Source organism: Luteimonas dalianensis, from assembly GCF_049339425.1.
Classification (GTDB): Bacteria; Pseudomonadota; Gammaproteobacteria; order Xanthomonadales; family Xanthomonadaceae; genus Luteimonas; species Luteimonas dalianensis.
The window spans coordinates 48043-64684 of sequence record NZ_JBMPPO010000009.1; the positions used below are offsets into that span (position 1 = coordinate 48043).

The window sequence follows — 16642 nt, forward strand, 5'->3', positions numbered from 1 at the left end:
CAGCGGTTGTGTCCAGGCCGGATCCCGTCACTGCCGGATGGCCTCGTCGGCGGGGGTGTCCACGCCGTACTTCTCGTGCGCCAGGCCCATCTTGTCGGCGACCTCCTTGGGCACGTAGGTTTCGTCATGGCGGGCCAGCACCTGCTCGGCAACGAAGGTGCCGTCCTGCATGCGGCCGGTGGCCACGATGGCTTGATCCTCGCGGAACAGATCCGGGAGGATGCCGGTGTAGACGACCGGCAGCTGGGCGTCGCCGTCGGTGACCATGAAGTGGGCGTCCATCGAGCCGGTGGCGCGCTCGAACGTGCCCTTGGCGACCATGCCGCCCAGGCGGAAGCGCGCCTCGCCGGAGGCCGCGGCCTCGCCGGCGCGGCCGTCGAGGATCTCGGCCGGGGTGTACAGGTAGGCCACGTTGCGCTGCAGGGCCATGGCCACCAGGGCGGTGGCCAGGGCGGCGGCGGCCACCAGGGCCAGCACGAACCACAGGCGGCGGCGTCGGATCGGGTTCATTGCGGGGGATGCTCCGTTTGGGCGGCGGCGCGGCGCGCGGCCAGCAGGCGGGCGGCGCGCAGGATCTGGCGGGTGCGGATGCGCGGGGCAACGAAGTCCCACAGCAGCACCACCACGAACACCAGGTAGGCGGCCAGGACGTAGCCGGCGTAGGTCATCTCGGACATGCCCCCATTTTCGCAGGTTCCGCGCCCGGCTTCTTGATCAGGATCATGCGGTTCCGGCTGGTGGCGTGGGCGCCGCGAGCTTGCGCACCCAGTCCTTGCCGGCCTCGCGGTACAGGTTGTCGGCGCGCGCGCGCGCCAGCAGCGAGCCGGCGAACCAGAACTTGGTGCCGATCACCATCCACACCAGCGGCGGCAGCATGCTCGGATCCATGGTGGATTCGCCGAACACGCGGATGGTCTGGCCCTGGTGCAGCGAGTTCCACCACACCACCGAGTAGCGGATCACCGGCAGCAGGGCCACGCCCACGATCGCCAGCAGCGAGGCCACCCGTGCGGCGGCCCGGCGGTCGTCTATGGCGTGGTACAGGCCGATCACGCCCAGGTACATGAACAGCAGGATCAGCTGGGTGGTCAGGCGCGGATCCCAGTCCCACCAGGTGCCCCACATCGGCTTGCCCCAGATGCTGCCGGTGGCCAGGGTGATCAGGGTGAAAGCGGCCCCGATCGGGGCGCAGGCCATGGCCAGGATCTCGCACAGCTTGATCCGCCAGATCAGCGCGATCGCCGCGTACAGCGCCATCAGCGCGTACACCAGCAGGCTCATCCAGGCCGCCGGCACGTGGATGTAGAGGATCCGGAAGCTGTCGCCCTGCTGGTAGTCGGCCGGCACCGAGAACAGCGCCAGGTACACGCCCGCGCCCATCACCAGCACGCCCGCCGCGTAGCACCACGGCGCCCAGCGGGCGGCGAAGCGGTCGAAGTAGGGGGGCGAGCCGAGTTGGTGGAACCAGCGGATGAGGGGATTCATTGTTCAGGCTGCAAGGTCAGTTGAGTGCGATCCGGATCGCGGTGGCGGCCACGACCGGTGCCAGCACCAGCGCCACCACCAGCCCGGCCGCCAGCAGCAGCAGGCCGCCCGACGGATCCAGCCCCTGGGACGCCAGCGCCACGCTGCCCGCGCCGAACACCAGTACCGGTACGTACAGCGGCAGCGCCAGCAGGGCCAACAGGATACCGGAGCGGCGCATGCCGACGGTCAGTGCCGCCACCACCGCGCCGATCAGGCTCAGCAGCGGGGTGCCCAGCGCCAGCGCGGCCATCAGCACCGGCAGTTCGACCCGCGGCAGGGCCAGGAGTTCAGCCAGCAGCGGCGCGGCCACCAGCAGCGGCAGGGCGGTGGTGGCCCAGTGCAGCGCGGTGCGCACCAGCACCAGCCACGCCAGCGGCACCGGGGCCAGCATCCACTGCTCCAGCGAGCCGTCCTCGGCGTCGCCGCGGAACAGGGTGTCCAGCGCCAGCAGGCCCGACAGCAGCACCGCCACCCACATCACCGCCGCCGCGACCCGGGCCAGCAGCGCGGCCTCGCCGCCCAGCGCCAGTGAGAACAGCACCACCACCAGCACCGCGAACAACGCCGGCTGCAGCGCATCGCCGCGGCGGCGCCACAGCAGCCGCAGGTCGCGCAGGGCCAGCGCGCCGCCGGCCTGGAGCAGCCCGGGCCGGGTCATGGCGCCGGCACCGGTTCGACCGCGCCGCCCAGCAGCAGCTCGCGGGTGCGCACCGGCGGCGCGGCGTAGGCGCCGTGGGTTGTGACCAGCGCCGCACCGCCCTCGCGCAGGTGGGCCTGGACGAGCCGGTTGACCAGCTCGATCCCGCCCAGGTCCAGGTTGGCGTAGGGTTCGTCCAGCAGCCACAGCGGCACCGGTGAAAGCCACGTCCGGGCCAGCGACAGGCGCTTCTTCTGCCCGGCCGACAGCTGCCGCACCGGGGTGTCCTCGTAGCCGGCCAGCCCGACCAGCGCCAGCGCCGCCTCCGGCGCCTGGCCGCGCTTGCGGCCGTGCAGCCCGCACAGGAACTCCAGGTTCTCCAGCACCGACAGATCGGCCTTCAGTCCAGGCAGGTGGCCCAGGTAGGCCATCGCCTGCGCGCGCAGCTGCGGACGCGCCGGCACGCCATCGATCTCGATTTCGCCCACGTCCGCCCGCAGCAGCCCCGCCAGCACCCGCAGCAGCGTGGTCTTGCCCGAGCCGTTGCCGCCGCGCACCAGCAGCGCCTCGCCGCCGTCGACCTGGAAGTCGAGCGGGCCGAAGACCGGGTTGTCGTTGCGCGTGAAGCGCAGGCCGCGTGCGCGAAGCAGGGGCGTACGGGTTGGCTGGTCGGGCATCCGGGTCCTGGCGCGCCCATGGATGGGCCAGCGGAGGGATCCGCATATTGTATCCAGTCGGCCGCGTCCGATGGCGGGGTTACACTCGCCCGATGAAGCCTGAAACCAAGCTGCCGCGGGTCGGCACCACCATCTTCACCGTCATGTCCCAGCTGGCCGCCGAACACGGCGCCGTCAACCTGGGCCAGGGGTTCCCCGACTTCGACGTCCCGCCGCGGCTGGTGGACGCCCTGGATCGCGCCATGCGCGACGGCCACAACCAGTACGCGCCAATGACAGGCATCCCGGCCCTGCGCCAGGCCATCGCCGACAAGGCGCAGCGCGTCTACGGCGCCGGGGTGGATCCGGATGCCGAGGTGACCGTGACCAGCGGCGCCACCGAAGCCATCTTCAACGCCATCCACGCGGTCGTGCGCGAAGGCGAGGAAGTCATCGTCCTCGACCCCGCCTACGACTGCTACGACCCCGCCATCGCCCTGGCCGGCGCCCGCGCCGTCCACGTCCCCCTGGATCCGCGCAGCTTCGCGCCGGACTGGGACCTGATCCGCGCCGCGGTCACGCCGCGCACCCGGATGCTGATCACCAACACCCCGCACAACCCCTCCGGGGCCATGCTTTCAGCGCACGACATGCGCCAGTTGGAGGACCTGCTCGAAGGCACCGGCATCTGGCTGCTCTCGGACGAGGTGTACGAACACATCGTCTTCGACGGCGCCCGCCACGAGACCGCGCTGCGCTACCCGGCGCTGCGCGAGCGCGCCTTCGTCGTCTCCAGCTTCGGCAAGACCTACCACTGCACCGGCTGGAAGGTCGGCTACTGCATCGCCCCACCGGCGCTCTCGGCCGAACTGCGCAAGGTCCACCAGTACAACGTCTTCTGCACCTTCGGCCCCGCCCAGCACGCCTTCGCTGAAATGCTCCAGGCCGAACCCGAACACGACGAACAGCTCGGCGCCTTCTACCAGGAAAAGCGCGACCGCTTCCGCGAGCAGCTGCTGGAAACCCGGCTGGTCCCGCTGGATGTCCCCGGCGGCTACTTCCAACTGGTCGACTACTCCGCCGTCAGCGACCTAGACGACGCGGCATTCTGCCGCTGGCTCACCGCAGAGCACGGCGTGGCCGCGATCCCGCTGTCGCCCTTCTACGAATCCCCGCCAGCCGGCCAGCGCCTGGCCCGCCTGTGCTTCGCAAAGAACCCCGCAACCCTGGACGCCGCAATAGATCGCCTGAAAAACCTCTAGATTCCCCCCAACCAACGAAGCGGCAGAACCCCCAGACAGCAGCGAGCCGCGCCCCGAAGCCCGCGAACCAACCCCAAAGCCGACAACCCCGCACCCCCGCAAGACAGCCAATCCACCCCCACACCGAACCGGGTAGCATTGAGCGCATGAACAATCTGCGCATTTCCCTGATCCAGGGAGAGACCCGCTGGCACGACCCCGCCGGCAACCGCGACTACTACGGCGAACTCGTCTCGCCCCTGCGCGGCCTCACCGACCTCGTCATCCTCCCCGAAACCTTCACCAGCGGCTTCTCCAACGACGCCATCGAAGACGCCGAAACCATGGACGGCCCGACCCTGGCCTGGATGCGCGAACACGCCGCCGCCATCGACGCCGCCATCACCGGCAGCGTCCAGGTTCGCGAAGGCGACAACGTCTTCAACCGCATGTTCTGGGTGACCCCCGACGGCAGCGTCCAGCACTACGACAAGCGCCACCTGTTCCGCTACGCCAACGAACACAAACGCTACGCCCCCGGCCGCGACCGCCTCACCGTGGAATGGAAAGGCTGGCGCATCTGCCCGCTGGTCTGTTACGACCTGCGCTTCCCCGTCTTCTGCCGCAACCGCTACGACGTCGAACGCCCCGATGCGCTCGACTTCGACCTGCAGATCTTCGTCGCCAACTGGCCCGCCGCACGCGCCCACGCCTGGAAGACCCTGCTGCGCGCCCGCGCCATCGAAAACCTCTGCTACGTCGCCGGCCTCAACCGCGTCGGCACCGACGGTAACGACATCGACTACTCCGGCGACAGCGCCGTCATCGACTTCCTCGGCAATCCCGCCAGCGAATCCGGGGGCGAGGAAGTCGTGACCACCACCACCCTGCTCGGCGCCGAGCTGGCCGCCCACCGCGAGCGCTTCCCCGCGATGCTGGACGGCGACCGCTTCGAACTGCGCTGAAAACACGCACCGGCATCACGCATGCGTTGCCGCCTCCTTTACGGTCGGGGGTGTTTACTGGTTCCATGACCGATCGGCTCGCCGGGGAATTGCCATGGCAATGACATCCAGGACGATCGCTTGGCTGCTGCTGTGCACGCTGGGGCTCGCGCTGGCGCTGCCGGCGGCGCACGGGTGGCAGGGCCAGGCCCAGGCGCCGGCCGGCGGCGGCGTGCTGCTGGTCGACATCAAGGGCGGGATCGGCCCCGCCACCCGCGACCACGTGCGCAGCGGCATCCGCCAGGCCGACCGCGACGGCGCCCGCGCCCTCGTGCTGCGCATCGACACCCCGGGCGGCCTGGACGCCGCCACCCGCGACATCAACCAGGACATCCTGGCCTCGCCGGTGCCGGTGATCGCCTGGGTAGCGCCCAACGGCGCCCGCGCGGCCAGCGCCGGCACCTACATCGTCTACGCCAGCCACGTTGCCGCGATGGCGCCGGCCACCTCGCTCGGCGCGGCCACCCCGGTATCGATCGGCGGCGGAGCGCCCGGCGGCGGCGAGCAGGCCGAGGAAGACACCGGCAACGGTGATGCCGAAGAAGGTGCCGATGAAGAAGAACCCGCCCAGCGCGGCGGCGGCAGCGCCTCCGAGCGCAAGGCGGTCAACGACTCGGTCGCCTACCTGCGAAGCCTCGCCAGCCTGCGCGATCGCGACCCGGTATTCGCCGAGGAAGCAGTACGCGAGGCGGCTACCCTGACCGCCAGCGAGGCGCTCGAGCGCGGGGTGGTGGAAGTGGTCGCCGCCAGCCTTGAATCGCTGCTTGAACAGGTCGACGGCCGCGAAGTCGTGATCGCCGGCACCACCTCCACCCTGGACGTGGCCGGCCAGGCGGTGACCGAGGTGGAACCCGGCTGGCGCGTGGCCCTGCTGTCGGTGCTGACCAACCCGTCCTTCGCCTACATCCTGCTGATAGTGGGCATGTACGGACTGCTGCTGGAAGGCTACAGCCCGGGCGCGATCCTGCCCGGCGTGGTCGGCGCGATCTGCCTGCTGCTGGGGCTGTACGCCCTGCAGGTGCTGCCGGTGAACTACGCCGGGCTGGCGCTGATCGTGCTGGGCATCATCCTGATGGCGGTGGAGCTGAGTACGCCCACCTTCGGCGTGCTCGGCATCGGCGGGCTGGTGGCGCTGGTGTTCGGCTCGGTGATGCTGTTCGAGGACGTGCCGGGCTTCGGCGTGTCCAGCTGGCTGATCGCCGGCATTGGCGTGGCCTGCGCCGCGCTGTTCACGTTCGCCATCTGGCTGGCGCTGCGCGCACGGCGAAGGCCGGTGGGCGGCGGTGCCGAGGACATGCCCGGCCGCGAGGCCGTGGTGGCGCGGGTCGACGGCGGCCACGCCCAGGTGCGCATCCGTGGCGAACTCTGGCAGGCCGAATCCGACCAGCTGCTGCAGGCGGGCCAGCGGGTGCGGGTGGTCTCGCGCGAGGGCCTGCTGCTGCGCGTGGAGCCGCTGCCCGGCCAGCTCCCCGAAGCAATCAACCATTCCCCGGAGGCAAGCCCATGAGCTTTACCGTGTTTTCCCTGCCGATCCTGATCGCGGCCGCGCTGGCGGTCTTCAGTGCGATCAAGATCCTGCGCGAGTACGAGCGCGCGGTGGTGTTCCAGCTCGGCCGCTTCTGGAAGGTCAAGGGGCCGGGCCTGATGCTGCTGGTGCCGGTGCTGCAGACCATGGAGCGGGTGGACATGCGCACCATCGTCATGGACATCCCGCCGCAGGATCTGATCTCGCGCGACAACGTCTCGGTGAAGGTCAACGCGGTGGTGTACTTCCGCGTGGTGGATCCGCAGAAGGCGATCATCAACGTCGAGCGCTACTACGAGGCCACCAGCCAGCTCGCCCAGACCACGCTGCGCTCGGTGCTGGGCCAGCACGACCTGGACGAGATGCTGGCCGAGCGCGACAAGCTCAACGGCGAGATCCGCGCCATCCTCGACGAGCAGACCGACGCCTGGGGCATCAAGGTCGCCAACGTCGAGATCAAGGACGTGGACATCAACGAGACCATGGTGCGGGCCATCGCCCGCCAGGCCGAGGCCGAGCGCCAGCGCCGGGCCAAGATCATCCACGCCGAGGGCGAGCAGCAGGCCGCCGAGAAGCTGGTGGAAGCGGCCAAGCTGATGGGCCAGGATCCGCGCGCGATCCAGCTGCGCTACCTGTCCACGCTGACCGAGATCGCGGGCGACAAGAGTTCGACCATCGTGTTCCCGCTGCCGATCGACCTGGTTGAATCACTGACCAACAAACTGCTCGACCGCCGTCCGGATTAGCCGGCACCGGCAGCCGTTGCCGGTGCGGCGGGGTCAGCGGTTGCCGCCGCGCTGGCCGCCGCCACCGCCGCCGCGCGGGCCGCGCGGGGCAGGGCGGCGGTTGCCGCCCGGACGCGGGCCACGCGGGCCGGACGGGCGTGCGCCCGGGGTGGCGTGGTCGGAGGGGAAGCTGGGCGCACTGTCCGGGTGGCCGTAGGGCCGGCCGCCGCTGCGCTTCTTCGCCGGGCCGGCACCCCTGCCGCCGGGGCCCTTGCCCTGCTGCGGGCGGCCGGGCTGCCCCGGCTTGCCGCCGCGCGGCTTCTTCGGGCCGCGGCCGTCGGCGTTGCGGTGGCCGCTGGGGCCGGTGTCCACGCCGTCGGGCACGTACCAGCTGCGGAACGCGGCCGGGTTGCCCTCGGGCAGGGCGCGTGAACCCTTGTCCTTGCGCTGCTTGAACGGCTTCTGCGACTGCTTGGCCGCGGTCTCGCCGCTGACGGTCAGGCCACCGTGGGGCTTGCGCTGGCCGCGGCGGCCGCGGTCTTCACGCACGTTGTCGAAGCGGCGCAGCTCGCGGCCCTCGTCGGCGGTGCTGTGGCCGCCCACGTAGCCGTTGGAGCGGTGCTGCCCGCCCACGTGCAGGGTCGACTTGGCGGCCTTGCGCTGGCCGATTACCGGCTGCAGGGTCAGCGCCGGCGGCGGGCCTTCCTCCAGCTTGAGCTCGCGGCGCATGGCCTCCACCTGCGCGGCCGGCAGCTCCTGCGACTGGCCGCGCAGCAGCGGCTGCGGTAGCGACACGGTGCCGTAGCGCACCCGCTTGAGGCGGCTGACCTGGCAGCCCTGTGATTCCCACAGCCGGCGCACCTCGCGGTTGCGGCCCTCGGACACGACCACGCGGAACCAGTCATGCGAGTCGGTGCCGCCGATACGTTCAATCTCGTCGAACTTGGCCGGGCCGTCCTCCAGCGCCACGCCGCGGCGCAGGCGGTCGACGACCTTCTCCGACACGATGTCCTCGCCCTCGGGAGCACGCACGCGGCAGACGTACTCGCGCTCGACCTCGTAGGACGGGTGCATCATCGCGTTGGCCAGCTCGCCGTCGGTGGTCAGCAGCAGCAGGCCGGTGGTGTTGATGTCCAGGCGTCCGATGGCGATCCAGCGCGCGCCCTTGAGCGCGGGCAGGGCGTCGAAGATCGTCGGGCGGCCCTCGGGATCCTCGCGGGTGGTGACCTCGCCCTCGGGCTTGTTGTAGATGAGCACGCGGGCCGGTTCGGTCAGCGCGCTGGCGACGAAGGTCTTGCCGTCCAGTTCGATGCGGTCGCCGCCGCCCACGCTCATGCCGACCTGGGCGGTCTCGCCGTTGACCTTGACCAGGCCGTCGGCGATGCGCTGTTCAAGCGCGCGCCGAGAGCCCAGCCCGGCCTGGGCCAGGACCTTGTGCAGGCGCTCCTCCAGCCGCGGGGCGGCGCTGTCGCCGTCGCGCTTGAGGGTGAGCTTGCGGGTGCCTTTTTCGGCGGGGGTGTTGCGTTCGTTCATCGGGTGCTCCGGTTGCTGTCGCCGTCCGCGGCGAGGGCGGTTTCGTTGTCTTGTTGCTGTGGGGTGGTGGAGACTCCGTCCGGGGCCTCCGCGGGTTCGGGTGTCGCGTCGTCATCGTTCGGGTCGGCGTCCGCGACGGCCTGTTCTTCGGATCCAGCCTCCAGCGGCACGTCGCCGACCGGCATCGCCTGGTCCGCCGGGTTTTCGTCGTCGACGTCGTCCTGGCCGTCGCTGCTGCCCTTGTCGCCCAGGTCAAGCTGCGGTTCCAGCTCGCCGAACTCCTTGAGCTCGGACAGCGGCGGCAGCTCGTCCAGGCGCTTGAGCCCGAAGTAGTCGAGGAAGCCCCGGGTGGTGCCCAGCAGCTCGGGGCGGCCGGGCACGTCGCGGTGGCCGACCACGCGGATCCACTCGCGCTCCTCCAGCGCCTTGATGATGTTGCTGTTGACCGCCACGCCGCGCACCTGCTCGATCTCGCCGCGGGTGATCGGCTGGCGGTAGGCGATCAGGGCCAGGGTTTCCAGGGTGGCGCGGGTGTAGCGGGTCTGGCGCTCGGTCCACAGCCGGGCCACCCACGGGTGCACCTCGGCCCTGACCTGGTAGCGCCAGCCGGACGCGACCTGCACAAGCTCGATGCCGCGTTCGGCGCAGTCGGCCTGCAGCGCCTCCAGCGCCTTCTCGATGCCGTCGTCGGGCACCGGCTCGTCGAGGGTGAACAGCCCGCGCAGCTGCGCCACCGTGAGCGGCTGGCTGGTGGCGAGCAGGGCGGCCTCGACGATGCGGTTGATCAGTGTCTGGTCCATCGGCAGTCGTGTTGGGTGGTGGTTGGCGGGGACGGGTGCGGGCGCCGTGGCGCGCCGGCCGTCACTGGTCGTTGGCCGGGGGCGCGTCGTCGAACTCGCTGGACAGTTCCAGCGGGGCGTCGCCGTCGCGGGTGGCCAGCGACTTGATGTAGATCGGTGCCGGCGGCTGGCCCGGGTCGGCGTCTTCGGGCTGTTCCTGGACGATGTCCAGCAGGCGTTCCTTGGCCAGTTCCAGCATCGCCAGCAGGGTCACCACGATGCCCAGCTTGCCTTCGCGCGGCTCGAACAGGGTCTCGAAGCGGTGGAACGCCCCGTCGTCGAGCCGGGTCAGCACCTCGCCCATGCGCTGGCGCACGCTGAGCGCGTCGCGCTTGATGGCGTGGCCGGTGAACAGCTCGGCGCGCTTGAGCACGTCGTGCAGGGCCAGCAGCATCTCGCGCAGCTCCACCTGCGGCGGCTGCCGGATCGCGGCGCGGTCGGGCACGTGGGCCGAGACCGGGCTGGTGTCGCGATCCATGCGGGGCAGGGCGTCGATGTCCTCGGCGGCCTGCTTGAAGCGCTCGTACTCCTGCAGCCGGCGTACCAGGTCGGCGCGCGGGTCGTCTTCCTCGCCGTCTTCGCTGACCGGGCGCGGCAGCAGCATCCGCGACTTGACCTCGGCCAGGATCGCGGCCATCACCAGGTACTCGGCGGCCAGCTCAAAGCGCAGCTCCTGCATCACCCCGATGTATTCCACGTACTGGCGGGTGATCTCGGCCACCGGGATGTCGAGGATGTCCAGGTTCTGGCGCCGGATCAGGTACAGCAGCAGGTCGAGCGGGCCTTCAAAGGCCTCCAGGATCACTTCCAGCGCGTCCGGCGGGATGTACAGATCCTGCGGGATCTGCAGCACCGGCTGCCCGTGCACCACCGCCAGCGGCATTTCCTGCTGCTGCGGGGGTGCATTCAAGGGCTGTGCGTTCCCGATGGTGCCGGGAGCGTCGGATCCGGGTTGTGTCATCGATTGCGGCCCCCTCGGGCCGGCGGTGAAAGCGGTTGCGGCATCAGTGCGCGGGTCGATCCCGTTTCCGCGGCGTGCGGAACCGGCAGGGCCGGGCCCGGCAGAGCTGCGGTGGAACTGTCCGCGGCGCGGCGCGAACCGGCGGTCGCGGCGGCGGCGACAGCGGGGCTTGCGAAGGCGCGGACAGGGCCGGTGGTGGGCAGCGATACCCGCGTCGCGGGGCGACGGCCGCTGCTTGCCGGCCAGGAACACCGGCTCAGGGTAAGGGCTGGCCCCGCGGCTGTCCAGCACCCCGCGCGGCGGGGCAGGGCTACAATTCATCCCACCGGCAGCGCAGCGGGGAGCGGGAAAACACATGTGGTACCTGATCGAAGGCCATGACGGCCCGGATGTGCTGGAAGCGCGGCTGCGGGCGCGTGCCGACCATCTCCAGCGCCTGGTGGCGCTGCGCGATGCCGGAAGGCTGCTGCTGGCCGGGCCGTGCCCGGCGATCGACGCCGACGACCCCGGCCCGGCCGGCTTCACCGGCAGCGCGGTGGTGGCCCGGTTCGAGTCCCTGGAAGCCGCCCGCGAGTGGGCGGACGCCGATCCGTACGTGGCGGCAGGCGTCTATGCGCGGGTCGATGTGAGGCCGTTCCGCCCCGTCCTGCCGTAACCCGCTTCACGCGCTCTTGATCGCGTTGCCCTCGTCATGTGCACGCCGCTTCTTCCCCCAAGGCGTACAGGATGGCCATTGCTTTCCCCCGTTCCAGGCCCTTTTCCCGTTCCGTGCTCGGCTGCGCCCTGGCCGGTGTCCTGCTGCTTGGCGCCCCGGATGCGATGGCCCAGGCCACCGGTGCCTCGCTGCGCGGCCAGGTGCTGGTTGACGAGGCGCCCGCGCCCGGCGCCAGCGTCACCGCGACCAATGTCGATACCGGGCTGAGCCGCAGCGTCCAGTCCACTGCCGGCGGCAGCTATGTGCTGGCGGGGCTGCCGCCGGGAACCTACCGGGTGGACGTGGTGGCCAACGGCCAGTCCGGCAGCGAAACCGTGAGCCTGGCGGTCGGACAGACGGCCCGCCTGGATCTGGGCATGGACGCCGCGGTGGCCGCCGTGGCCGGGGACGCCACCGAGATGGACGCGGTGGTCGTCACCGCCGACCGGCTGGTGGAGACCCGTACCTCAGAGATCGCCACCTACGTGTCGCAGCAGCAGATCGAATCGCTGCCGCAGGGCACGCGCAACTTCCTCGCGTTCGCCGACACCGTGCCGGGCGTGCAATTCATCCAGGACGCCGGTGGCAATACCCGGCTGCGTTCGGGCGCGCAGGGGGCGAGCAACGTCAACGTGTTCATCGACGGCGTGGGACAGAAGAGCTACACCCTGCCCGGCGGGGTGGCGGGGCAGGATTCCAGCCGCGGCAATCCGTTCCCGCAGTCCGCGATCGGCGAGTACAAGGTCATCACCCAGAACTACAAGGCGGAGTTCGACCAGATCAGCAGCGCCGCGATCGTGGCCGCGACCCGCTCGGGAACCAACGAGTTCCAGGGCAACTTCTTCTGGGACAGGACGTCCTCGGACTGGCGCAAGGCCACGCCGATCGAGGAGCGCGACGGTGAAAAGGTGGAGTCCAAGGAGGAGCAGTACGGGGCGTCGTTCTCGGGCCCGCTGATCCGCGACCGCCTGCATTTTTTCGTCGCCTATGAGGCCAAGGAGTACGAGAGCCCGCGCGCGGTCGAACTGGGCGAGGTGGGGCGCTACGACGTGGCCGACGTGCCTGCCGGCCTGCTGGCCCAGCTGGGCCCGGCCAGCTCCCCGTTCAAGCAGGACATGTACTTCGGCAAGCTGAGCTGGGCGATCAATGACGCCAACTTCCTGGAGTTCACCGCGCAGGTGCGCGAGGAGGAAGAGCAGGTGGGCGTGGGCGGGCAGAACCTGCCCGAGCGCGCCGCACTCAACGTCAACGACGTGGCGCGCTACGACCTGCGCTGGCAGTTCAGCAACATGGACTGGCTCAACGACATGCACCTGACCTGGGAGGACACCTCGTGGGCGCCGCATGGGCTGATCCGCGATCCCGGCTACGGGCTGCGCGTGTCGGATCTGTCCACCCCCGGCGAGCGCCAGCAGGTGGGGACGATCCTCAATGCGGGCGGCAACCCGAACAACCAGGACAAGGGGCAGCAGGGTTGGGGCTTCCAGAATGACCTGACCTATTTCGGCTGGGCGGGCCATACGCTGAAGATGGGCGTGAAGTTCAAGGACGTGGAGGTCAGGGCGGTCGAGCGCCACTACGCCAATCCGCAGTTCTACTACGACATCGGGGTGAGCCTGGATCAGCCCTACCAGGCCGAGTTCGCAACCGGCATCCCGGGTACCGCGGAAGGCTTCACCACCTCCAGCAACAAGCAGTTCGGCATCTACATCCAGGACGACTGGGAAGTGACCGACCGGCTGACCCTGAACCTGGGCGTGCGCTGGGATTACGAAACCACCGACACCTATGAGGACTGGGTGACGCCGCCGGAGGTGGCCGCCGCGCTGCGTGGCTGGAGCAACCTGCAGGGCCCGAACGTGGACTACGACATCGAGGACTACATTGCCGATGGCAGCAGCCGTGGCTCATACAAGGGGGCCTGGCAGCCGCGGCTGGGATTTTCCTACGACGTCAACGCGGACGGGCGCTTCGTGGTCTTCGGCGGGGCCGGCAGGGCCTATGACCGCAACCTGTTCGACTACCTGCAGATCGAGATGAACCGGGCCAGCTTCGCCCGCTACAACGCCTTTTTCGTGGAGGCGGACGGCGAGTGCAGGAACCAGGCCGGCTGCATCGGCTGGGATCCGGCGTATTCCGATCCCGCCGCGCTCCGGGAACTGGCGCAGACCCTGTCCACCGGCCGCGAGTGGTACCTCAACAACAACGATCTGGAGGTTCCGTACTCGGATCAGTTCAGCCTGGGCGTGCGCAACCTGTTCGACATGTTCGGCCACGGCTGGAACAGCGAGGTCACGCTCTCGCACGTGCGCAGCCACGACGGCATCGTGTTCCGGCTGGGCAACCGGCGAGAGGACGGCAGCTTCTACGAAAACCCCGGCGACACTTCCGGTGCGCCGTGGGGGTTCGCCTCGCCGGTGGGCAGCATCCTGCTGGTGGACAACATGGCGCAGACCCGGGCCAATTCGCTGTTCCTCAAGCTCGACAAGCCGTTTAGCGACGACTCCGGCTGGGGCGTGACCCTGGCCTACACCTGGACCGACGGCGAGCAGAACATCCCGCCGGAGGGCTGGCCGGAGATCTTCTCCTCCCGTGACACCGACGCCATCGGTTGGCTGCCCGCACGCGGGGTGGCCGAGCACCGCTTTGTCGGTACCGGCATCTGGGACGGTCCCTGGGGCGTCACCTGGTCGGGCAAGCTCACCTTGGAGAGCATGAAGCCGCGGATCGGGGAAAACTGCCTGCAGGGCGGCAACCTCTGCCGCTGGGATGCGTACAAGCCGGACGGCACCCTGGGCTACAAGCAGTTCGATCTGGCGGCCACCCGGACCTGGAACACCGGCACCGACCTGGAGTTCTACGTGCGCGCGGACCTGCTCAACGTCTTCAACTGGCGCAACTGGACCAGTTACAACGACTGGTGGGGCGACGTGAACGGGCCGAACCCGGATCGCGGCTCGCGCAACCTGGACATCGCCATGCCGACCCGCTCGTTCAAGCTGTCGTTCGGTATCAACTGGTAGCGCGCCCAGCCGCGCCCCTCTGGCCGCGGTGGCTTGCGGGTCAAGGGCACCAGTGCACGTGCAGCACCGCGCCGGGCGTGAGCAGGGCGATCCGCGCCGGGTATTCCATCGGGTCGTCGCCGGCGACCACCTTTTCGAGCAGTTCGCGCTTGCGCTCGCCGCGGATCAGCAGGATGCGGGTGTGCGCGGGCTGCAGGCCGGCCGGGGTGAGGCTGATCCGGCGCGGCAGGCTGCCCGCGCCGGGACAGCCGCTGGCATCGACCGCGACATAGGCGGCGGACGTGGCCAGGGCGTCCTCCAGCCCCATCATGTGCGGGAACAGCGAGGCGGTGTGGCCGTCCTCGCCCATGCCGAGCACCACCACGTCGGCGGGACTGCGGGCGTGCATGTTGGCCGTTGCCACCGCCTGTTCGATGCTGCGGCCCTGGCGGGTGATGGTTTCGAAGCGGGCATCGCTGGCCTGGTGGCGCAGCAGCGTCTCGCGCACCAGGTGGGCGTTGCTGTCGGGGTCGCTGGGCTGCAGCCAGCGTTCGTCCACCAGCGCCACGTCGATCCGCCCCCAGTCCAGCGGCGCCTTGGACAGCGCGCCGTAGACCGGCCCGGGCGTGCTGCCGCCGGACAGCAGCAGCCGCGCGCGCGGGCGTTCCTCCAGGCTGCGGCCGAGCGCGGAGGCCATCGACACGGCCGCGCCCCAGGCCCACTGGGTGAGCGAGTCGTAGCTGTGCAGGCGCATCCGCCCGGACAGGTCGGCGGGGGACGGCGTGCTTGCGTCCGGGCTCATCCGCCTGCTCCGCGCCCCGGTACCGTGGGTGGCAGGAACGGCTCCGCGCCCTCCGGCCCCCACGATCCCGCCGGGTACTCATGCGTCCCCACGCCGGCCTGTTCCCAGGAGCTGCAGATGCTGTCGATCCAGCTCCAGGCCGCCTCGACCTCGTCCTCGCGCACGAACAGGGTCTGGTCGCCCTTGAGGGCGTCGATCATCAGTCGCTCGTAGGCGATCCTGCGTTCGATCGCCGGCGACATGGATAGATCCAGCAGCATCGGCTTCAGCTCGGTCGCCCCCCACTCGGGCGCGGCCAGGCTGCCCATCAGGCCCAGCTCGATGGTTTCCTCCGGCTGCAGGCGCACCCGCAGCCGGTTGGGGCTGGCGCGCGCGGCCCTGGGGCGTTCGAACAGCCAGTGCGACACCGGCCGGAAGGTCACCACCACCTCGGTCATGCGGGCGGGCATGCGCTTGCCGGTCACCAGCCGGAACGGCACCCCCGACCAGCGCCAGTTGTCGATCCATGCGCGCACCGCCACGAAGGTTTCCACGTCGCGCTCGTGCCTGAAGCCGGAGACCGCGCGGCCTTCGACCACGCCGTCGCCGTAGCGTCCGCGCACGCTGTCCAGTCCGGCGCCCTCGGCGCCCATCGGCCGCAGTGCCCGCACCACCTTGCGCTTCTCGTCGCGCACGCTGTCGGCGTCGAGCGAGGCGGGCGGCTCCATGGCGATCAGCGCCAGCAGCTGCAGCATGTGGTTCTGCACCATGTCGCGCAGGGCGCCATAGCCGGCGTAGTAGTCCTCGCGCCCCTCCACGCCCCCGGTCTCGGCGACGAGGATGTCGACCGACTCGATCCACTGCCGGTTCCAGACCGCTTCAAGCAGGGTGTTGCCCAGCCGCAGCGCCATCAGGTTCTGCACCGGTGCCTTGCCCAGGTAGTGGTCGATGCGGAAGATCCGCGACTCGTCCAGCGCTTCGCCCAGCACCGCGTTGATCCTGCGCGCCGACTCCAGGTTGCGGCCGATCGGCTTTTCCAGCACCAGCCGCGAGGGCGGCTCCAGCAGGCCCGCGGCCTTGAGCCCGCGGCAGGCCGGGATGAACAGGTCGGGCGGGGTGGACAGGTAGCTCACCGATGGGCGGTCGGAGTACCGGGACAGCGCCGCGGCGATCGCCTCGCCGTCGTTGAGATCCACCGCGTGGTAGGCGGTTCGTGCCAGCAGGTCGTCCAGCGCGCCGCCGTGGCTATCGTCGTCCCGCTCCAGCCGCTCGCGCAGCCACTGCCGGAATCCCTCGTCACCGTGCGCGGTGCGCCCGACCGCCACGATCCGGAACGAGCGCGGCAGCAGGCGCTCGCGCAGCAGGTTGCGCAGCGAGGGGAACAGGTAGCGCCTGGCCAGGTCGCCGGTGGCACCGAACAGGAGCAGGGTGTCGTGCATCGCCCGACGATACCAAAGGTGGTGGGCTGCAACCGGCACGGGAGCCACTAAAATGGGCGGCTACCCCCAGCCCAGAGC

Annotated in this window: 15 protein-coding genes and 1 pseudogene; 6 read left to right on the forward strand and 10 right to left on the reverse strand. The window is 70.3% G+C overall.

The window, feature by feature from the left end:
• Positions 1 to 27 precede the first annotated feature (27 nt).
• Genes ccmE through ccmA form a run of 5 tightly spaced genes read right to left on the reverse strand, consistent with a single transcriptional unit; the run spans position 28 to position 2841 of the window.
• Positions 28 to 510, reverse strand: coding sequence for a cytochrome c maturation protein CcmE (gene ccmE, locus ACOZ90_RS13495; protein WP_422894166.1), 483 nt, complete (start codon positions 508 to 510; stop codon positions 28 to 30).
• Positions 507 to 677 carry a heme exporter protein CcmD gene (gene ccmD, locus ACOZ90_RS13500; RefSeq protein WP_422894167.1) on the reverse strand — a complete coding sequence of 57 codons (171 nt, stop codon included), beginning with the start codon at positions 675 to 677 and terminating at the stop codon, positions 507 to 509. Before ccmD ends, ccmE begins: the two co-directional genes overlap by 4 nt.
• A 43-nt stretch (positions 678 to 720) precedes the next feature.
• On the reverse strand, positions 721 to 1485 hold the full coding sequence (locus tag ACOZ90_RS13505) for a heme ABC transporter permease (protein WP_422894168.1): 765 nt from the start codon (positions 1483 to 1485) through the stop codon (positions 721 to 723).
• Between the two features lie 16 nt (positions 1486 to 1501).
• A complete protein-coding gene (gene ccmB, locus ACOZ90_RS13510) occupies positions 1502 to 2185 on the reverse strand; it encodes a heme exporter protein CcmB (protein ID WP_422894169.1) in 684 nt (227 codons plus the stop codon).
• Positions 2182 to 2841 carry a heme ABC exporter ATP-binding protein CcmA gene (gene ccmA, locus ACOZ90_RS13515; RefSeq protein WP_422894170.1) on the reverse strand — a complete coding sequence of 220 codons (660 nt, stop codon included), beginning with the start codon at positions 2839 to 2841 and terminating at the stop codon, positions 2182 to 2184. The genes ccmB and ccmA overlap by 4 nt, the downstream gene beginning before the upstream one ends.
• A 92-nt stretch (positions 2842 to 2933) precedes the next feature.
• Here ccmA and ACOZ90_RS13520 point away from each other — a divergent pair, with 92 nt between their 5' ends.
• The 4 genes from ACOZ90_RS13520 (at position 2934) to ACOZ90_RS13535 (ending at position 7336) form a co-directional block, all read left to right on the forward strand.
• A complete protein-coding gene (locus ACOZ90_RS13520) occupies positions 2934 to 4082 on the forward strand; it encodes a pyridoxal phosphate-dependent aminotransferase (protein WP_422894171.1) in 1149 nt (382 codons plus the stop codon).
• 146 nt (positions 4083 to 4228) lie between these two features.
• A complete protein-coding gene (locus tag ACOZ90_RS13525; protein WP_422894172.1) occupies positions 4229 to 5026 on the forward strand; it encodes an amidohydrolase in 798 nt (265 codons plus the stop codon).
• A gap of 100 nt (positions 5027 to 5126) precedes the next feature.
• Entirely contained in the window at positions 5127 to 6572 is a 1446-nt protein-coding gene (locus ACOZ90_RS13530) for an NfeD family protein (RefSeq protein WP_422894173.1), read from the forward strand.
• Positions 6569 to 7336 carry a slipin family protein gene (locus tag ACOZ90_RS13535; RefSeq protein WP_422894174.1) on the forward strand — a complete coding sequence of 256 codons (768 nt, stop codon included), beginning with the start codon at positions 6569 to 6571 and terminating at the stop codon, positions 7334 to 7336. Before ACOZ90_RS13530 ends, ACOZ90_RS13535 begins: the two co-directional genes overlap by 4 nt.
• Before the next feature lie 33 nt (positions 7337 to 7369).
• Here ACOZ90_RS13535 and ACOZ90_RS13540 read toward each other — a convergent pair whose 3' ends face one another.
• From ACOZ90_RS13540 to ACOZ90_RS13550, 3 genes and pseudogenes are all read right to left on the reverse strand, one after another.
• Positions 7370 to 8848: a pseudouridine synthase gene (locus ACOZ90_RS13540; RefSeq protein ID WP_422894175.1), complete on the reverse strand. Its 1479-nt coding sequence runs from the start codon at positions 8846 to 8848 to the stop codon at positions 7370 to 7372.
• An 8-nt stretch (positions 8849 to 8856) separates the two neighbouring features.
• Positions 8857 to 9648 (reverse strand): annotated as a pseudogene (scpB, locus tag ACOZ90_RS13545) (SMC-Scp complex subunit ScpB); the annotation flags it as partial.
• A gap of 61 nt (positions 9649 to 9709) precedes the next feature.
• Entirely contained in the window at positions 9710 to 10648 is a 939-nt protein-coding gene (locus ACOZ90_RS13550; RefSeq protein ID WP_422894176.1) for a segregation and condensation protein A, read from the reverse strand.
• A 355-nt stretch (positions 10649 to 11003) separates the two neighbouring features.
• On the opposite strand from ACOZ90_RS13550, the gene ACOZ90_RS13555 reads away from it, so the two are divergent.
• Positions 11004 to 11303, forward strand: coding sequence for a YciI family protein (locus ACOZ90_RS13555; RefSeq protein ID WP_422894177.1), 300 nt, complete (start codon positions 11004 to 11006; stop codon positions 11301 to 11303).
• A 71-nt stretch (positions 11304 to 11374) separates the two neighbouring features.
• Positions 11375 to 14365 (forward strand): TonB-dependent receptor domain-containing protein, encoded by a 2991-nt coding sequence (locus ACOZ90_RS13560; RefSeq protein ID WP_422894178.1) that lies wholly within the window; start codon positions 11375 to 11377, stop codon positions 14363 to 14365.
• A 40-nt stretch (positions 14366 to 14405) separates the two neighbouring features.
• Here ACOZ90_RS13560 and pgl read toward each other — a convergent pair whose 3' ends face one another.
• Positions 14406 to 15146, reverse strand: a complete 741-nt coding sequence (pgl, locus tag ACOZ90_RS13565) for a 6-phosphogluconolactonase (RefSeq protein WP_422894179.1) — start codon at positions 15144 to 15146, stop codon at positions 14406 to 14408.
• Positions 15143 to 16564: a glucose-6-phosphate dehydrogenase gene (gene zwf, locus ACOZ90_RS13570; protein WP_422894180.1), complete on the reverse strand. Its 1422-nt coding sequence runs from the start codon at positions 16562 to 16564 to the stop codon at positions 15143 to 15145. Before zwf ends, pgl begins: the two co-directional genes overlap by 4 nt.
• Positions 16565 to 16642: the final 78 nt, after the last annotated feature.